This window comes from Bacillus altitudinis (genome assembly GCF_001191605.1).
Taxonomy (GTDB): domain Bacteria; phylum Bacillota; class Bacilli; order Bacillales; family Bacillaceae; genus Bacillus; species Bacillus altitudinis.
The window spans coordinates 881,641-898,546 of record NZ_CP009108.1; the positions used below are offsets into that span (position 1 = coordinate 881,641).

Annotated in this window: 16 protein-coding genes; 4 read left to right on the plus strand and 12 right to left on the minus strand. The window is 39.5% G+C overall.

What is annotated here, in order from left to right; genetic code table 11:
• Nucleotides 1–109: 109 nt before the first annotated feature.
• The 3 genes from ID12_RS04420 to ID12_RS04430 all read right to left on the minus strand — a co-directional run bounded on the left by ID12_RS04420 (nucleotide 110) and on the right by ID12_RS04430 (nucleotide 5,066).
• Nucleotides 110–1,345 carry a TerD family protein gene (locus ID12_RS04420; protein WP_050826785.1) on the minus strand — a complete coding sequence of 412 codons (1,236 nt, stop codon included), beginning with the start codon at nucleotides 1,343–1,345 and terminating at the stop codon, nucleotides 110–112.
• 373 nt (nucleotides 1,346–1,718) lie between these two features.
• Entirely contained in the window at nucleotides 1,719–3,158 is a 1,440-nt protein-coding gene (gene bglA, locus ID12_RS04425; protein WP_116306569.1) for a 6-phospho-beta-glucosidase BglA, read from the minus strand.
• 9 nt (nucleotides 3,159–3,167) lie between these two features.
• Nucleotides 3,168–5,066 (minus strand): beta-glucoside-specific PTS transporter subunit IIABC, encoded by a 1,899-nt coding sequence (locus tag ID12_RS04430; protein ID WP_050826787.1) that lies wholly within the window; start codon nucleotides 5,064–5,066, stop codon nucleotides 3,168–3,170.
• Between the two features lie 155 nt (nucleotides 5,067–5,221).
• On the opposite strand from ID12_RS04430, the gene ID12_RS04435 reads away from it, so the two are divergent.
• Nucleotides 5,222–5,932, plus strand: a complete 711-nt coding sequence (locus ID12_RS04435) for a GntR family transcriptional regulator (protein ID WP_046527583.1) — start codon at nucleotides 5,222–5,224, stop codon at nucleotides 5,930–5,932.
• 49 nt (nucleotides 5,933–5,981) lie between these two features.
• Here the strand turns inward: ID12_RS04435 and ID12_RS04440 are convergent, their stop codons facing one another.
• Nucleotides 5,982–6,992, minus strand: a complete 1,011-nt coding sequence (locus ID12_RS04440; RefSeq protein WP_186366145.1) for a hypothetical protein — start codon at nucleotides 6,990–6,992, stop codon at nucleotides 5,982–5,984.
• 119 nt (nucleotides 6,993–7,111) lie between these two features.
• A complete protein-coding gene (locus tag ID12_RS04445) occupies nucleotides 7,112–9,295 on the minus strand; it encodes an Ig-like domain-containing protein (RefSeq protein WP_050826788.1) in 2,184 nt (727 codons plus the stop codon).
• 253 nt (nucleotides 9,296–9,548) lie between these two features.
• Here ID12_RS04445 and ID12_RS04450 point away from each other — a divergent pair, with 253 nt between their 5' ends.
• Nucleotides 9,549–10,445, plus strand: coding sequence for a PhzF family phenazine biosynthesis protein (locus ID12_RS04450; protein ID WP_050826789.1), 897 nt, complete (start codon nucleotides 9,549–9,551; stop codon nucleotides 10,443–10,445).
• A 39-nt stretch (nucleotides 10,446–10,484) separates the two neighbouring features.
• Here the strand turns inward: ID12_RS04450 and ID12_RS04455 are convergent, their stop codons facing one another.
• From ID12_RS04455 to ID12_RS04475, 5 genes are all read right to left on the minus strand, one after another.
• Complete coding sequence (locus tag ID12_RS04455) at nucleotides 10,485–11,345, minus strand: LysR family transcriptional regulator (RefSeq protein ID WP_050826790.1); 861 nt, start codon at nucleotides 11,343–11,345, stop codon at nucleotides 10,485–10,487.
• Nucleotides 11,346–11,358: 13 nt separating this feature from the next.
• Nucleotides 11,359–11,865 carry a hypothetical protein gene (locus tag ID12_RS04460; protein WP_025208302.1) on the minus strand — a complete coding sequence of 169 codons (507 nt, stop codon included), beginning with the start codon at nucleotides 11,863–11,865 and terminating at the stop codon, nucleotides 11,359–11,361.
• Between the two features lie 15 nt (nucleotides 11,866–11,880).
• Nucleotides 11,881–12,387 carry an LURP-one-related/scramblase family protein gene (locus ID12_RS04465; RefSeq protein WP_050826791.1) on the minus strand — a complete coding sequence of 169 codons (507 nt, stop codon included), beginning with the start codon at nucleotides 12,385–12,387 and terminating at the stop codon, nucleotides 11,881–11,883.
• Nucleotides 12,388–12,493: 106 nt separating this feature from the next.
• A complete protein-coding gene (locus ID12_RS04470; RefSeq protein ID WP_008347446.1) occupies nucleotides 12,494–12,835 on the minus strand; it encodes a darcynin family protein in 342 nt (113 codons plus the stop codon).
• Nucleotides 12,836–12,906: 71 nt separating this feature from the next.
• The gene (locus tag ID12_RS04475; RefSeq protein ID WP_050826792.1) at nucleotides 12,907–13,497 is read right to left on the minus strand and encodes a Crp/Fnr family transcriptional regulator; all 591 of its coding nucleotides are present in this window, start codon (nucleotides 13,495–13,497) and stop codon (nucleotides 12,907–12,909) included.
• Nucleotides 13,498–13,597: 100 nt separating this feature from the next.
• Between ID12_RS04475 and ID12_RS04480 the strand changes: the two genes are divergently transcribed.
• A complete protein-coding gene (locus ID12_RS04480) occupies nucleotides 13,598–13,846 on the plus strand; it encodes a hypothetical protein (RefSeq protein ID WP_008347450.1) in 249 nt (82 codons plus the stop codon).
• A 14-nt stretch (nucleotides 13,847–13,860) separates the two neighbouring features.
• Complete coding sequence (locus ID12_RS04485) at nucleotides 13,861–14,103, plus strand: hypothetical protein (protein WP_050826793.1); 243 nt, start codon at nucleotides 13,861–13,863, stop codon at nucleotides 14,101–14,103.
• A gap of 58 nt (nucleotides 14,104–14,161) precedes the next feature.
• Here the strand turns inward: ID12_RS04485 and ID12_RS04490 are convergent, their stop codons facing one another.
• Nucleotides 14,162–15,010: an MBL fold metallo-hydrolase gene (locus ID12_RS04490; RefSeq protein ID WP_050826794.1), complete on the minus strand. Its 849-nt coding sequence runs from the start codon at nucleotides 15,008–15,010 to the stop codon at nucleotides 14,162–14,164.
• 59 nt (nucleotides 15,011–15,069) lie between these two features.
• The gene (locus tag ID12_RS04495; protein WP_050826795.1) at nucleotides 15,070–16,899 is read right to left on the minus strand and encodes a hypothetical protein; all 1,830 of its coding nucleotides are present in this window, start codon (nucleotides 16,897–16,899) and stop codon (nucleotides 15,070–15,072) included.
• Between the last annotated feature and the right edge of the window lie 7 nt (nucleotides 16,900–16,906).

The following is a 16,906-nucleotide window of genomic DNA, read 5'->3' on the forward strand; positions in this document are numbered from 1 at the left end:
GGACTTTCTATTCAATTTACCCTCTAATTTGGATAAACGAGTTTATCCATTGTAGAGATATAGAAAAGGCCAGACAGTTCATTATACTCTGTCTAGCCACATGTTCACGTTACTTATAGTCATTGATTGGTCCTTTATCCATCAAAACATCAATTTCATTTGAAGACTTCATTTTTAATTTAGGTCTGCGCTCGGAATTCGGCTTGCTGTAAAGCTCTAGTGGACGGATGATCACGCCATCATTTGTGTTTTGAAGTATACCAGGAACACAAGAATAAATTCGATCATTGTCATTTGCATGTTTTGCATAAATCGTGACAGACGTTCCTTGATGATTATCGATACTCATAGACACTCTATATCTATAGAAAGAACCTGTTCCATTTGATTGAGCAGAGTAAACAACGGGTACCACCGCAAGGATATCATCATTTAACCTTAGTTTAATGACTTCTGTTTTCATTGATTCACGATCTCTACCGACATCTCCCATATGCTCAACAGCCCCGTTACCGTAACTTTTGAGAGCGGGAACACCTTTTGCGCCAAACATGGCCACATCTATTTGTTTTCCTGACTTCGTATAGATCAACGCGTAAATATCATAATCGGTACCAGACTCCCAAGATACTGTAGCCGTAATCTCTGGTGTTTTGTCAATGATGATCGGTTTATGACCTTTGTCTAGACTAATTTTACCTTGAACTTTCTCTAAGCTAATAGGTGCAGAGACTTTCTCTTTAGCGGCTGTGTTCATTGGAGCAGGCTCATTAATTTGTTTTTCAGAAACCATTTGAGGAGGTGTAGAAACATCCTGTTCATCAGGTTCAACCTCCACCCCATAAAGCTTGCATAGCCCTTCCAATCCAGAATCGAAGCCACGCCAGATGGATCGTGCTTTCGTTTCACTATTTCTTATGTATAGCTCTACTACGACAATACCCTTTTCATTTGTAAAGCTTACTGGTGTTAGGTATAGCTCCTCATCACCTGTTCGAATTTCTGCTTGCAGATTCTTCACATGAGAAAAGCCGATTCCTCGATCCTCTGTTAGTGTAATAGCCATCTTTGTGATTCCGACAGGCACTTTGCTCATATCAAAATTCAATTGATGTCTTTTCAACTGATCTGATACCTCTGCTGGTAAAAGTGTCGCGACACCCGTAGTACTCTCCGGCTGATTGTAAAAAATAATGCCATTATCTCCTTGAACTAGATTTGAATCTGTTAAGAGAAACGCCGTTAAAGAAATATCAATTGCAGATGAGACTTCATAACTGATGGATAATTGCCCCTTTGGAGAGTTTAGTACGGTATTGGCACCCATTTGCAGAGTTTGATTCATTTCAACAACTCCTATTCTTTATCTACCATTTATCGTTTTTATAGACCAATTATACCAAATTATGCAATAGAACCTATTAATATCTTTCTCTCTTTTCATCTCTGCAATGATATGAGACAATGCCACCTAAAAACAAACTACTCTCGAAAGGAGAATCAATGTGTATAAAAAAATCATCCCAGCTGTTACAGTGATATTCGGTTTTTGGATTCTTCTTCAATTAGCATTTAGCATCAATATCTTTCACAATCCAATGAATTATTTTATTGTGATCACTCTCTTTTTTCTTTGTATTCAGGCTACATTGAAGCATAGGAAATAAAAAAACCCGAACAAGCGAATCCCACGCTCATCCGGTCCAGTCATTTCTTTATTACACTTCTTCACCATTCGTTGCGATGACGTTTTGATACCAAGTAAACGAATCTTTTTTGAGTCTCTTCATTGAACCATTACCTTTGTTATCACGGTCAACATAAATCATGCCGTAGCGTTTTTTCATTTCACCGGTTGTGAATGACACGATATCAATGATGCCCCAAGGTGTGTAGCCGATGAGGTCCACACCGTCATATTCAACCGCTTTTTTCAGTGCTTGAATATGAGAAGCGAGATATTGAATTCGCTCTGGGTCATGAATAGAACCGTCTTCTTCCACTTGATCAATGGCACCAAAGCCATTTTCCACAATGAATAGCGGGATTTGATAGCGATCGTAAAAACGATTCAATGTATACCTTAAACCTGTCGGATCAATGGACCAGCCCCAGTCACTTGATTTGATATACGGATTTTCTACACCATGTGGCAGTGCTCCATTGACAATGTCTCCTTTGTGATCAGATACTGCATCGCTTTTGACCGTTGTTGACATATAATAGCTAAAGCCAAGGTAATCTACTTTTCCTTTTCTTAAACTTTCTTCATCGCCTTCTTCAAATGGAATATGATAGCCTTCGCGCTCAAATTCTTTTAACGCGTAGCTTGGATAGTAGCCACGTACTTGGACATCTGGGAAGAAATAGCGCTGTCTCATATATTCTTCTGCCAGCATGACATCTTCTGGGTTTGAGGAATATGGATAAATTGGCACGTGGGACACCATCGCTCCAATTTGAAAGGACGGATTGATCTCTTTTCCTTTTGCCACTGCCCATGCACTTGCAAGCAATTCATGATGGCCCGCTTGATACATGACTTCTTTGGCATTTTCGCCTTCTTTGACAGATACCCCTGAATTTGTCCAAAGGAACAACGGGTTGTTGACGTCCATTTTGTTATTGATTTCATTAAATGTCATCCAGTACGTAACCTTGTCCTTGTAACGATTGAAGCATACTTCCGCAAATTTCGCGAAATATTCAGCGACTGTTCTGCTTCGGAATCCGCCGTATTCTCTTGCCAAATGAAGGGGCATTTCAAAGTGAGACAGTGTAATGACAGGCTCGATTCCATGTTTAATCAGCTCATCAAACACATCATCATAAAACTGTAAGCCTGCTTCATTCGGCTCTTCTTCATCCCCTTTAGGGAAAATTCGGCTCCAGCCGATCGATGTTCGCAAGCATTTTAATCCCATTTCAGCAAACATGGCGATATCTTCTTTGTAACGATGGTAGAAATCAATGGCTTCATGGTTTGGATAAAAAGTTCCTTCTTCTATCGTTTCCGTGATCTGTCTTGGAACACCATGAGCACCTGCTGTCATGACATCTACAACACTCGGCCCTTTGCCAGCTGCATTCCATCCACCTTCGAATTGATGAGCGGCTAATGCCCCGCCCCATAAGAAATCTTTTGGTAAAGTCATTATCTATTCCTCCTATTTCACAATTGTCATCATGACGTCAGTTGGCTGACATGTCGAACGTTTCTCTACAATCACATCTTCGTATGCTTGGGTATTGGTAAGGATAACAGGTGTGATTGTTTGTAATCCTTTGCTTTCAATTGCTTCCTGATCAAATGTCATCAACAAGTCACCCTTTTTCACCTTGTCGCCTTCTTTGATATTGAGTGTAAATGCCGATCCATCTAGAGAGACCGTATCAATTCCTACATGAACAAGTAACTCCACACCAAATTCAGAACGCAGACCAATCGCATGTTTTGTTGGTGCAAGCATGACGACACTGCCATCAAACGGTGCAAACAGTTTGTTATCGGTCGGATGAATGGCAAAGCCTTTCCCCATCGCTCCAGAGCTAAATACGGCATCTGGCACTTCAGATAACGAAAGCACCTTTCCTGTAAGTGGAGCCGTGATCATTTCTTCATTGTTCATAGAAGCTTGTGTCGTTTCTCCGCCTTGATCTTTAACAGGTGTTTCACCAGCTGGCTGGTCTAACGTATCTTCCCCATAACCGAACAATTGAATAAGCACAACTGGTAATATCAGCGCAATGGCCACACCAATCAAAATACCAATGATAGACGTTGGATAATCTGCACTGATTCCGTTCACAATGGTCAGAGGGCCAGGCAGCCCTGCATATGCAAAGTAATAAGGCGTAAAGAAGCTGGCCACAATGGCACCGACTGCTCCAGAAATACACCCGAAAATAAACGGCTTTTTAAAACGTAAGGTGACACCGTAAATCGCAGGCTCCGTAATACCGAAGAGTCCTGTGATTCCAGCTGAAACCCCAACTTTCCGTGTTTCCCGATTTCTTGCTTTTAAAATAACTCCCAGCACCGCACCGACTTGAGCGATAACAGCGATGGTTTGATATGCCTGAAAGGAGTCACGTCCATATTGTTCAAAGTTCGCAAGTACCATTGGCGTGATGCCCCAGTGAACACCGAAAATCACGAGTACTTGCCAGAAACCGCCGATAATGGCCCCTGCCAGAGCTGGTACATTTTCAGCTAAGATATTGTATCCGTTTGCAATCCCATTTGCACCTGCTGTCGAAAGAGGACCGATTAATAGAATGGTTAACGGAACCATGACGACCATACATAGAAATGGGACAAATAGCGGTTTGACAACCTCATGAATTCGTTTGTTTAAGAATTTTTCTACATAGGAAAGAATCCATACTAAGAAAAGCGGTGGCAAGACGGATGATGTATAAACCGTTTCAGATAACGCAATCCCTAAAAAGGTCACACCTTCCCCTGATGCTACACGTCCAGCAATCTCTGTCCAAGAAGGACTGACAAGCGCTGCTGTACAAGCAACCGCGATATACATATTTGTTTTGAAATGCTTGGCTGCAGTTATCGCAATAAAAATGGGCAAGAACGTAAACGGTGCCCAAGAAATAAAGCTAAACACTTCATAAGTTCCTGTTTTCGAGAAGCTTGGAAATATCAAATTTATTAAGATAAGTGCACCTTGTAAAATACCAGCTGCGGCTAAAATATACACAAATGGCGCAAACACAGCGGACATGGTCGCAATGACCCGATTCAGAATCGTTCCTTTGTTTTCATTCGGCTGATCATCATCCGACGTTTGGAGCTGAACAAGGTTGGAAAAATGCTCATATACCTCACCTACATGCTGACCGATCACAACCTGAAACTGACCACCGTTTTCCACCACTGTAATGACACCAGGCATGGCGTTGACTGCTTCTTTTGCCTTTGGATTAGAACGCTTCAGCACCAAACGCAGCCTCGTGGCGCATCTTGCAGCACTCACCACATTTTCTTCTCCGCCAACTGCTTCTAAGATGTCTTCTGCAAGCTTTTGATAATCCCTCACTTTTGACATATAAAACCCCCCTTTATCACTACTAGTATATGTACATTATAATTATACCGGTACAATTTATCAATACATATATAATTTGAGTTTGCATATCAAAGAGAAATCGGGATGTGCTATAATACAAAGACAATAAATCGTGAAAACAAAGAGGAATGGCTATGTTAAAGTATCAACAAATTGCGAGCGATATTGAAAAATATATTGTCACACATGAGCTGCAGCAAGGAGACAAACTCCCTGTGCTTGAGACGCTCATGAATCAATTTGCTGTGAGCAAAAGTACAATTATCAAATCATTAGATTTACTCGAAAGAAAAGGGATTGTCTATCAGGTGAGGGGCAGCGGCATCTTTGTGAGAAGGCACAGGCGCAAAGGCTATATCAGCCTTTTATCCAACCAAGGATTTAAAAAAGATTTAGAGGAATTTCAACTGACATCAGAAGTTCTCACGTTAGATACCGTCAAACCGCCAGAAGAAGCTGCGCTGAATTTAAACATTGAACCAGATGAGGATGTTTTCTACCTTAAACGCATTCGTTACATCAATGGACAAACTTTATGTTTAGAAGAGTCCTATTACCGGAAAACCATTATTCCTTACCTCAACACAGAAATTGCAGCCGATTCTGTATTTAAATTCATTAGTGAAGGCCTTGGTCTTAAAGTGGGCTTTTCTGACATGTACCTGCAAGTTGGCAAACTAAACGAAACTGAAGCGAAGCACCTCGGACTTAAGCAAAATGATCCTGCTCTTCGCGTCGAAACCGTCTTTCATCTCACAAACGGCCAGCCTTTCGACTTCTCGAAAATCACTTATAACTACATGCAATCCCAATTTTTTATTCAGGCGAATAATTATTATGGGTGATGAAAGGAAAAAGCCCCTCATTTTTGAGGAGCTTTTTTTAATGCTGGTATCATTTGTAGTAGTTATAGTCATTGAATGTTGCGATCATATCTTCTTGTGTCCCTTTTTTCCCACGATTCGTATTAAAATATAACGTTCCGTCATCGAAATCAACAGCTTCTATCTCAAAAAGAGTAAATGCACTGCTCGTTATTCGGAAAGATAGGTCATTTCTAGTAAACAACTCTTTTGAAAAATCTATTGTTGTTGTTCCCTTTTGCTCTTTGATCATTTGGTTGATATTTAACGGATACGTGAGAATAACACTCGCATTAGAAGCCCCTCCGTTGGGATCTGGCTTAGATAAAGGGACATATAATGTTCCTTGGTAAAAAGAAATTCCTTGAAGAATGTACTTCGAAACATCTACCACTGATTGATTTATCACTGCTTTTGTATAATTTAATGTAAATGTGGCCTCATACTCAAATTTTCCTGTTTGATCATTAAAATCTCCAATGAAAAAGCGATTGCCAGACCTCACAATAAATTTGTCTGCTCCAACAGAATACGTGATGCCGCTAACTGATAAATTCGTTCCCTGGTACTGAAGGACATAGGCTTTAGCCACTTTGTATGTACTTTTTTTCGTGTTCACTTGTAGCTTCACGATCTTTTTTACATACTTGACACCATCGGTCATAGGGGCTACATAAATACTAACTTGCTCATCTCCTTTTTGGGCTTTGACAGCTAAGTCATTGGCATGTCCTAAATCATAGCTAGTACTATTCGTGTCAGAGTTTTTAAGAAGCTTCACTGTTCTATTGCTTGACGAGCTGTTCATTTTAATAGAGTACAATTGTGTCAGCTGGGTTGAAGTATTTATTTTTGCAGCATAAATCATGTTATTGTTACGGTCGACACACATTCCTTGCATAGAGGTGTAGAATCCAGAGCCTGACATTCCAGTATACGTTGTATATGTGTTGAAATAACCGGATTGAGCTTGAACACTTGAAGACCACATACTGCAACAAAAGATAATAGCCGTTAGGACAACATATTTTATTTTTTTCAAGATTGGCACCATCCTATGATTGGAGTTATTTTGAAAATACGATCTGAACATAAAATCGTCACCCTTAAAATGAATGACGATTGTTATAGAAATTAAGTGTGATCATTTATTAGGAAAATCTACTTTTCAGCCTTAAACGTCTTTACTATCTTACTACTCTCTGACATTCCTTTTCCTGTAACGGTAACGTAGATCTTTCCGCCCTTAGCGCCTAGTTGTTTGATGGTCACCTTTACAACCTTACCTTTAGAGACCGTTGACTGACCAATTAATTTTCCTGATTGGTTATAGATTTTAACAAGGTCCTGTTTCGCTAATTTACTGACGGTGATCACGTCATTTTTCTTCTTGTTGTTGACGATGTTGATTTGGCTGCCTTTTAATGCAGAGGATGGCTCACCTTTAAAAGAAACAGCCTGTTTTCCGCTTTCCAACATCTTGTCACTGCTTCGTGTAACAAATACTTTTCCGCTCTTAGCCCCAACTTGTTTGACGTACAATTTGATGGATGAACTGTTAGCCGGTTTTGATGCGGCTAGTAGTTTGCCGTTTGTTGAATAAACTTTGATGACGTCTTTTTTCTTAAGCTTACTCACTGTAATGACGTCATTTTTATTTTTAAGATTATTGATTTTGATCTGGTTGACTTTTAGAGCGTCTGATTTTTCACCCTGATAGCGAATTGGTACTCGATTTCCCTCTTTTAGACTAGGTTCTTTCATGCTGATATAAAGCGTTCCACTTGTTTGACCCAATTGTTTCATGGAAATCGTCATGTTCGTGCTCGATGCAGTTTGCTGGGCAATCGCTGTTCCACCAGAAGCTTGTTTAAAGATTTTGATGACGGATTGTTTTTTGATTCCTTTTATCGTTACCGTATCGTTTTTCCCTTTATTGTTCGTCACCTTCACTTGGGATGCTGCAAGCGGAGATGTGACGATTTTTTTGACGGTTACAGCAGGCAGAGAGACCTGTCTATTTCCACTTAGCAACGTGATCGTCACTTTAGACCCCTGTCTTAATTTTCCCGTTTTTAATTTGAAGTTTTTGCCTGGCGTAATGGCAAATGGTCCATATTTCTTTTTCGTGGAACTTGTGCTGAGCTTGGACATCGCTTTAATTGTGTTATTCGATGCATCAGATTGCACTTCTACAACAGCTTTATCCCCAAAAGTACTGATACCATTAATGGTATCACTTGAGTCATCGATTTCTTCCACAAATACTTTCTGTACATCTTCTTGAGATTGATTTGCTTCAGTCGGGTTATCAGCCATGAACGACTTTACGGTCATTAAGTCGCCACCGATTAGCTTTGAAACAGGAACTTCATAAAACCCTTTAGCGTCTGTCTGACCTTCTCCAATGATTTGGTCCTCTCCATTTAGAATATGGATGATACTTTCTGGAGTTGCGGTTCCACTAATTGATGTTGATAGCTGGGTAAATGGGTTGATTGTTGGAGCCGTCGATCTGATACGAAAAAATCTTTCATTCAAAACATTGTCATATGCTGGTTCCATGACTTGTAATTTATTTTGGTCTAAGAGCTTTAGGGTATCTTTGTCTACACTAAATTCAAAATTTCCATCTCCATCTGCTGTCACCGATTGATTGATGACACCAGATTTCTCGTTTTTAAAGACGATCTTTGCATATGGAATTCCCGTTTGGCCTTTCACTGATTTAGACCATTTTGTCGTAGGAATAAGTGAGATTTTATTAGGATTAACAATTTTTTTGTAAACGTCGATATTGCTGCCAGTCGTCATTTTCACTGTTAGGAATGTGCCTGCATTTAGGACAGGAAGCTTTAAATGAATGGCATCATTAAATGTTCCTGAGGCAATCACTTCACCATCTTTCATGACCTCTACTTTTGTGTTCTTCACAGTTTTCCCAGTTAGCTCCTGAGAAGTATCATATATCGGATCTAATGAGGTAAACGATTCCTTGAAAACATACACTTTGTTTGAAGAAAGCTTTGTCCCATTTTGGTCATACGTATCTAGCTCTATCGTTTGGCCTGAACTAAAATTTGAAGAGAACAACTTAAAGTTTCCGTTACTATCTGCTGTTGCGTAGTGCATATATTTAGATTTCCAATTAGCAGGAACACCCCAATCTGCAAATGCGACAATCGCATTTGGCGTTGTTTTACCCGTCAAATAGTTATCACCATATTGATAACGATCAACCGTTGTTTTCGTTCCACCCTCTGCGGCACTTACATTTTCTTGTATATTCAAACTCAACATCATCATACAAAGAATAGAAGCTACTACTTTCAGGACTATTTTCATAAAGATATCCTCTCTTTTCCTATTAATGTTTTTATATACAAATATTATACATTTTAACCAATATAGGTACAAGGTTTAATGTTGAGTCTAAAGACTTGTATAAAATCCATATTCATAGATATAGAGGGTGATATCGAACGATTTTTCATTTTGCATTAATCATACAAATTCATCACATCAAAAAGATTCATTTTACTAATGCATCATACAAATTTATGATGAACATAACAACATGTTTAGGAGGATTCGTCAGATGAAAGATATTAGAGTGTATCATGTCGATGCGTTTACAACTGAGAAATTTGGAGGTAATGCCGCTGGGGTGGTGTTGGATGGGGAATGGTTAACGGAGGATGAGATGCAGAATATCGCCAAGGAGTTGAACTTACCCGAGTCCGTTTTCTTACTACCGGCACATGATGAGAAAGCCGATTATCGAGTGAAGTATTTCACTCCAACGGAAGAGGTCAATTTCTGCGGGCATGCGACGGTTGGGTTGACTTGGCTTTTAGCGACGGAGCTAGGGATGGCTAAAGAAAAATCAGGGGTTGTGTTAGAAACAAAGATCGGCCATGTTCCCGTTGTATGGCACGAAGAGAATGGCAAAGTTGTGGATGTGGAGATGACACAGGTTACGCCAAAGACGCGAGATTTTATCATGGATGTAGAAGAGCTTAGTGACATGCTCGGTATAAGCAGTGACAGGATTGATCCATCCTATCCTATAAAATTAGCAAACACCGGAAACTGGCATCTCCTTGTTCCGCTGAAACATCAGGATGACATTGATCAAGCTGCACCAAACTTAGCAGCTTTAGGAAAAATGAATAAAGAGCAGGATATCACAACGACTCATCTTTATACGTTTCAATCCACAAAAGATGGTGATCTTTATACAAGGGATTTTGCACCTGGCATTGGTATACCCGAAGATCCTGTAACGGGAGCAGCAAACGGAGCATTAGCCGGATATCTGTATTTGGAAGGGATCATTCCTCAGCAAGAAATCACTCATCTGCGCATTGCTCAAGGTGATGCCATCGGCAGACCAGGATTGCTTCGTATCACGGTCATTCCGAATGAAGCAAAGCCGGTCATTAAAGTAGCAGGTGCAGCGGTTATTACCATTCGCGGGGTGGTCACGCTATAAATTGATCAGCTTGAATAGAGACTCTCGTTCAAGCTGAATCTATTTAAAATGATCTTTGACTGCTTCAATCCATCTTTTAGTAGAGGGAGAGGCTGCGTTAAAAGATTTAAACGCCATATTGATTTCGCGATAAACACGGGTCTCAAGTGGAATTACGTTCGCATGAGGCACCTGAGGCGGCAACATCAATTTCGGAATGATCGTGAGCCCAAGGCCTTCCTGAACCATAGAGATGAGCGTATTGTTGTCCCCAATCTCAAATAAAACATGGGGTTTTACGCCGCTTTCTTTTAATAATTTCTTAATGAGTTGATCACAGCCCGCTTTTGGCATAATAAATGGTTCATCTTGGAACGAAGCCACTTCCATCACCTTCTTTGTATGGAAACGATGACTCTCTTGCATGAGCACTACCAATTCATCTTGAAACAGTGGAACAGTTTCCAAATCTCTAGATGGCTGTGTTAAAAACCCAAGATCAACTGTGCCAGACGCGATCCACTCTTCAATCTCTTCATAGCCGCCTTCGTATAACTCCAATTGGATATTGGGATAACTTTTCGTAAAACGATGAATGAGCTGCGGAAGCATTTTTGAAGAAAAACTAGAGAACGTGCCGATCTTGATACTCCCCACTTCCATCCCTTGAATCAACGCCGCCTCCTGCTCAAGCAATGACGCATGATGAATGATTTGGCGAATATGGGGCATCACTCGTTCACCTGCATCTGTCAGCGACAGCCCGTTTCGATTCCGATGAAGCAGCACAATCCCAAGCTCTGACTCAAGCTTCGTCATATTATGACTCACCCCAGACTGCGTCAGCCCAAGCTTCTCACCAGCTTTTGTAAAGCTGCCGCATTCAACAACTGTTTGAAATACTTTGTATGGGAATGTCATTCGTTTGCTCACCTCACTTTAGATCTTGGCAAAACCTACTGTTAGACATGTCTGTGATTTTTCGATTTAATTGTTGTTCGACCAATTGAAAACATGCCTGCTGAATCCATAAACGTTTAAATGTATAGAGTTGTTCTTTTTCATCGCCATGCATCTCTTCATCTTCTTCTAACTGAAAATCTGTTAATTCGATTTTGTCATGAACATGCATGTGAATAAAAACATGCGCATTGTGAAAATCATGCATATGCTCTACTAAAGCTGAGATATTGGTGATAAAATCATCGAATATATCTTCTGCTAGCGTTTTCTTGAGATCTAGATGGCTGTGCACATCCATTGATATGTAATTATCTCTTTCATCCAGTTCTTCTTGAGTGGCCAGAGGGTTATCATGAATCGTTGCTTTTCTATTTAAATCTGTAATCGAGAAATAGACGATGATGTCTTTATTATCGAGAAATTCATACTCCCATATCTCTGCATCTCTTAATCTTAAAATGCGGGTGAGATTGTCCAACTTTAAACCCTCCAATTAATTATTCATTGTCGTCGACGAAGACCTAGACGCTGCTTCATCCGCTTTCACACAATCAATCGCAACAACCAATGCAATCATCACAGGCTCCATCTCTTCTTTCAAAATACCCACCTTGTAGCTATCTCCCCAAGTAAACCATTCCTTCTTCACCTGGCCGACCACTTCGCCGCTTTGCAGCACTTGGAAATTCATATCCCACCAGTTCCCTTGCACTTCGATCCCAGCAGCATCAATTGAATATTTGGCTTTGAAGAATGTAAACTCTTTTTTGATCGTCAATACCTCTTGTCCACCGACTTCTACTAAAAACTTTGGTAAAAAGCTAAACATTTTCTTCGTAATTACAGCGATGACGTCTCGTTCTGTATTCAAAATGGTGAACGTCTTTGGCACCTTCATAAAGCTGCCTTCGACCACATATACATCATTCTCCTGTTGATCTTTTACGGTAAACCTACCGCTCAGACTAAATACTTTCTGTTTCATATAAAGTTGTTTCATATGTACCTCCGATTAAGTTCAAAAATTTATCCGAATCTTACCTTACCCCTGATTATACCAAAAAATAGAATGTGCAAAAAACCACCTGATAGTAGGTGGTTTTCGATTACTGATCCATTTTCAGAGATTCTTTTTCATATGTTTGAAAAGCATCTTCCATTCCCATGATGACCTCTTTAATTTTGACATAACCACTTGTGTAAGGAATAGAATCTCTAATCTCTTCCCACATAAAATGATAGAACTTCAGGTCATCCGTTTCACACATCACAAAATCTGTGTAATCCTTACCTGGAAGAGCTTCAGCATCAAAAAAGCGCACCGTCACATGTTCCTCATATTTCTGCATCAATTCTTGCAGCGAAGCCGCATGGGTTCTGCGCTCCTCTCGTGGTAATGCAAGCCAAGATGGATAGAACTCTAATAAAACAACCATCATATATTTCATCATCAAGCCCCTCGATTCTTCTATGATGTGATGATTGTACGCCAGTTCTAGAGAATGTGCATTAACATAGGTTAATGTTCAGCAGGATGCAGCAGCCTGCTCAGCGAAACTGGAGAAATACCGATATATGAGGCAATATGATATTGAGCGATACGTTGATGTAACCCGGGATATTTCAATAAAAACGCCTGATATCGCTCAATTGCCGGCAAATATAGCAGTTCCCTCTCACGCTCTTCCTTTCTCGTATACAGCCTTTCAACACTCACCCGAACAAACCGCTCCCACATATGACTGCTGTCCATCAATATTTGAAGTAGATCATACGGAATTTCAATCACGATAGAATCCTCCATCGCTTCAATCGAATAAGGAGAAGGCTGCCCGTTGATCATACTTGCATAAGAAGTAGCAAAATCATCTTCCAACGTAAAAGCCACGTTGTACTCCCTTCCATCCGGTAACAAATAGAAGAGACGGAAGAGCCCCGTTAGACAGAAATAAGCATGCTTCACTGGATCGCCAGCCTTGATCATGCATGTACCCGCTTTTAATTGTTTAATCGCTGTTCCATCTTTGAAAGCTTGCCAATGATTTTGTTCAATTGGATATTTCGATATTTTGGTTTTGAAGGTGTCGTATGGGTCAGTTATTTTGTCCATCTGTAAGTAACCTCTCGATTAATAGAAGAATTGATAAAAAATGGTGTCAGAAAACACTCAGGTTATAATGGAAATATAAGCGAAGATGAGGGGAGAAACAATGAAAAAAATCACTTTTTTTGAGTGGACCATCCATTTACAAGCAGACTTAACAGCGATTACAGATCATTATGAAAAGAAAATGGTCATTTTAGAGCCATCTATTGAACTAAATAGCATCATCTGGTTGGATGACAACAACGAGCTACAAATCAAACCTACTTGGGATTGTGTCATTTCAATTGATCCAACCAATAAATCACTGACAATCCGGCAAACAAAAGAAGTATTCGGAGATGTGTACGAATGAAAATAGGAGGAACTATGAAGAAAACTACTTTTTATGATTGGACCGTTCACTATCCTGAACATTTAACAGCAGTCAAAGATGATACAGAAAAGAAAATGGTTTTTCTAGAACAAACGGTTGAATTTAAAGGAATGATCCGTATTGATGAGAATGATGAACTGCAAATAACGCCCACTTGGGATTGTGTCATTATTATGAATGCAAAACAGATGTCTGTCACAGTTCGTGATGCAGAAGACTTTGTAGGTTTACCATAGAAATAAAAAAGTCTCGTTTGAGGAAAATCACTCAAATGAGACTTTTTTTATTTATTATTTAATATCCATTTACAAAGCACTCTATAGTTTCTAATTCATCTTCTTTCAGTTCTCTGTTCACGTACTTTTGATATTCATTCGTGATTTTCTGCTTATCTCCACCACATAGATCAGTGAATTTCGCAATCTTCCTAAGCTTGTCTGTTTCCTGTCGAAACTCCTCTTTTGTCCATGGTCTTTGGTGCGATGGAATATACGTATCGGCATCAAAAGCATCTAACTCATCTAAAAGACGCAAGATTTCATTCAACGTAAAATGTACTTTTTCTGCATACATTTTCGGATAAATGCAATCTCCTAGGAATAGAATTTTCTCTTCTTTCACATACACGATCACTGAATCTGCGGCATGATCGCCTCCAACATGCTGCACAACACAAGTCACCCCGCCAAGATCAATCTCCATCCGACGATCAAACGTCACATCCGGTAAAACGACCTGAATTTCTCGATGATTCTTATATTCTTCTTTGATAGCCTTCGCGCAAAACTCAATCTCCGTTCCTTCCCTCACCCGCTCATCAATCGCCTCATCTGACCAAGAAAACGGAAGAAGCTTCTCCATTTCCTTTCTGGTTTTTACAGAAGCAATTGAAACCGCATGAGGCAACGCCGGTAGACCAAAAATATGATCCCAATGCCAATGAGTGAGGACAACAAGATCGGGAGAGGCGAGCTCATGCTTTAAAGTTTTTTGGATGAAATAGTTCGCATGATCTTCTGAATTGCCTGCATCGATCATTAATGTTTTGTTATTGCCTACGACCATGCCTAGGATGGGGCGGTCGGTGAGTGATACTGGTGTGATATAGGAGAAGGTTTGGCCTATTTTTTTGATTGTGTGCATGGTGTGCCTGCTTTCTAATATTCAGATTTTATTTTCGTAGTGCGAAGGTAAACCGAATCCTATTTCTTTAATAAGTATTTGGCTAACTTTCGATCTTCCTTATCCTTTGTCTTCACAGCAATATGTTCAATCAATTTTCTTGTGGCCATTTGCTGCGAATACGAAGGAGACCATTCTTTTAATACACTTAAAGCATGATACTGTAAATTTCCATCATCTGATCTAAGTGCAGCTTGAATCAATGGCAATCCTACACCTTCGTGTTCATATAAATCTTGCACAATATATTGTAAACAAGCCACTTCATCATCTGAAAGACTTGATAACGATAAATGTGTTTCTGCAAATGTACAAAGCTCTCTAATATTCTGGTGATGATTTGTGTCCATCACAGCAAAGTATATTTCACTATTTGCCGGATCTTTCTCAAGTAAAGCAAATAGATGCTCAATCACATCTAAACGATAAAAGAGAGCGATTTTAAGTGCTTGGGAGCTAAAACCCTGTTGTAACGAATCGATTGCAAGCTTTGGCCATCTACTGTCATTGATAAACGGTTGAACCGCTTCCTGGACAGCCTTATAATCGCCCTGTGTCCCTGAATCATTCAATCGTTCTTCCCAAATCTCTTGTTCATCATTTAAAAACTCATTTATTTTCAATATTGGATAAAAGTCCTCAATTGCTTGGCAGTGCTTATGAGCATGGTGAATAAATCGGCAGAGAACTGAGCTTGCATTTGAATACTCATCGATTCCGTAGATAGAAACCTCATCTTCTAATAATGCTTGAATGATGAGACTCGCTCCATCGTATAATTCTTTGGAAATTTCATCTTCTGATAAAGCTGTTTCCAGATCACCATTAAGAGCACAAGTATAAGCTAAGTATTCATTCATAATTGTGTTTTCGCAGCCCTTTGTTAGTAGCCATCGTTTTATTTCTGGCGTCGATGCTTCCAATTGCTCAACAGCCGAAATCTTCCCCCATCCATCGACGGACTTTGCAAGACGCCAAACATGTTCGTTTCCTTGAATTGTGCCATTCTTCAATGCAAACACGACATAAGAAGTAAATTCTTCATGCATACCTATTGTGAATAAAAGCTCTTTGTATTTTTCACAGTTTGTACATCCCAGTATCATGACTGCAAATTTGACTACCTCCCGATGTGCTGCATGTTCAAGAAGCCATAACGCTTCTTGCTGTACACGGGATTCATCCCATTGTGTTTGCTGAAATCGTTCATTTAATTCACTACTGCGGCTCGCCATATTGTTAGAAATAATTTTTTCATATGTTTTCTTTCTAGTTTCGTTTGTAGGATGATTCAGTTGTATTTCAAAAAGCTTCAATAATTTCTTTACATAAAAAGGGGCAGGTCGTTCATCTACATAATAATCAGATAAACCGGGAGCCAATCGTGGTTCATTTTCGTCAAATAAATAATCTTCATCGGGTAAACGGTCGTCTACTATTTTATGATGTGATTGAATTTGTTGCTGAATAAAGGGAACGATTTTCTCTTTATGATCCCAAGGTAGAAAGTCTATCTTCATTGAATCATCTAAAACCGTTTCATGATCTACTTTCACAATACAACGAAATCGTACATACCCACCAAGTTTAACGGACACTTTGTGTTTTGTACCATCTTGAAGCTCCAATATCCCTGACAATTTTGAATAAGGGATCATATGAGTCAATAAACTTTTTCGTTGTTTTTTATCAACTGTCACACCATCAATGATTAGTTGCTCTTCTTTTATTTGATTTATAATTTCTATAGAATGCCCTTTATATTCAATTTTCCATGTTTTATTTATTTCTTTTTCTACGTCTTTTATTACGTTACGTATTTCATGTTTAAAATCAGCTTTGAAACCCATGAAAGTC

Coding starts and splice junctions, on each gene's coding strand:
- ID12_RS04475 (WP_050826792.1), bottom strand. CDS start 13,497: ATGGACAAAATAACTGACCCATACGACACCTTCAAAACCAAAATATCG.
- ID12_RS04485 (WP_050826793.1), top strand. CDS start 13,861: ATGAAGAAAACTACTTTTTATGATTGGACCGTTCACTATCCTGAACAT.
- ID12_RS04470 (WP_008347446.1), bottom strand. CDS start 12,835: ATGAAATATATGATGGTTGTTTTATTAGAGTTCTATCCATCTTGGCTT.
- ID12_RS04450 (WP_050826789.1), top strand. CDS start 9,549: ATGAAAGATATTAGAGTGTATCATGTCGATGCGTTTACAACTGAGAAA.
- ID12_RS04495 (WP_050826795.1), bottom strand. CDS start 16,899: ATGGGTTTCAAAGCTGATTTTAAACATGAAATACGTAACGTAATAAAA.
- ID12_RS04445 (WP_050826788.1), bottom strand. CDS start 9,295: ATGAAAATAGTCCTGAAAGTAGTAGCTTCTATTCTTTGTATGATGATG.
- ID12_RS04430 (WP_050826787.1), bottom strand. CDS start 5,066: ATGTCAAAAGTGAGGGATTATCAAAAGCTTGCAGAAGACATCTTAGAA.
- ID12_RS04420 (WP_050826785.1), bottom strand. CDS start 1,345: ATGAATCAAACTCTGCAAATGGGTGCCAATACCGTACTAAACTCTCCA.
- ID12_RS04455 (WP_050826790.1), bottom strand. CDS start 11,345: ATGACATTCCCATACAAAGTATTTCAAACAGTTGTTGAATGCGGCAGC.
- ID12_RS04480 (WP_008347450.1), top strand. CDS start 13,598: ATGAAAAAAATCACTTTTTTTGAGTGGACCATCCATTTACAAGCAGAC.
- ID12_RS04465 (WP_050826791.1), bottom strand. CDS start 12,387: ATGAAACAACTTTATATGAAACAGAAAGTATTTAGTCTGAGCGGTAGG.
- ID12_RS04490 (WP_050826794.1), bottom strand. CDS start 15,010: ATGCACACAATCAAAAAAATAGGCCAAACCTTCTCCTATATCACACCA.
- ID12_RS04435 (WP_046527583.1), top strand. CDS start 5,222: ATGTTAAAGTATCAACAAATTGCGAGCGATATTGAAAAATATATTGTC.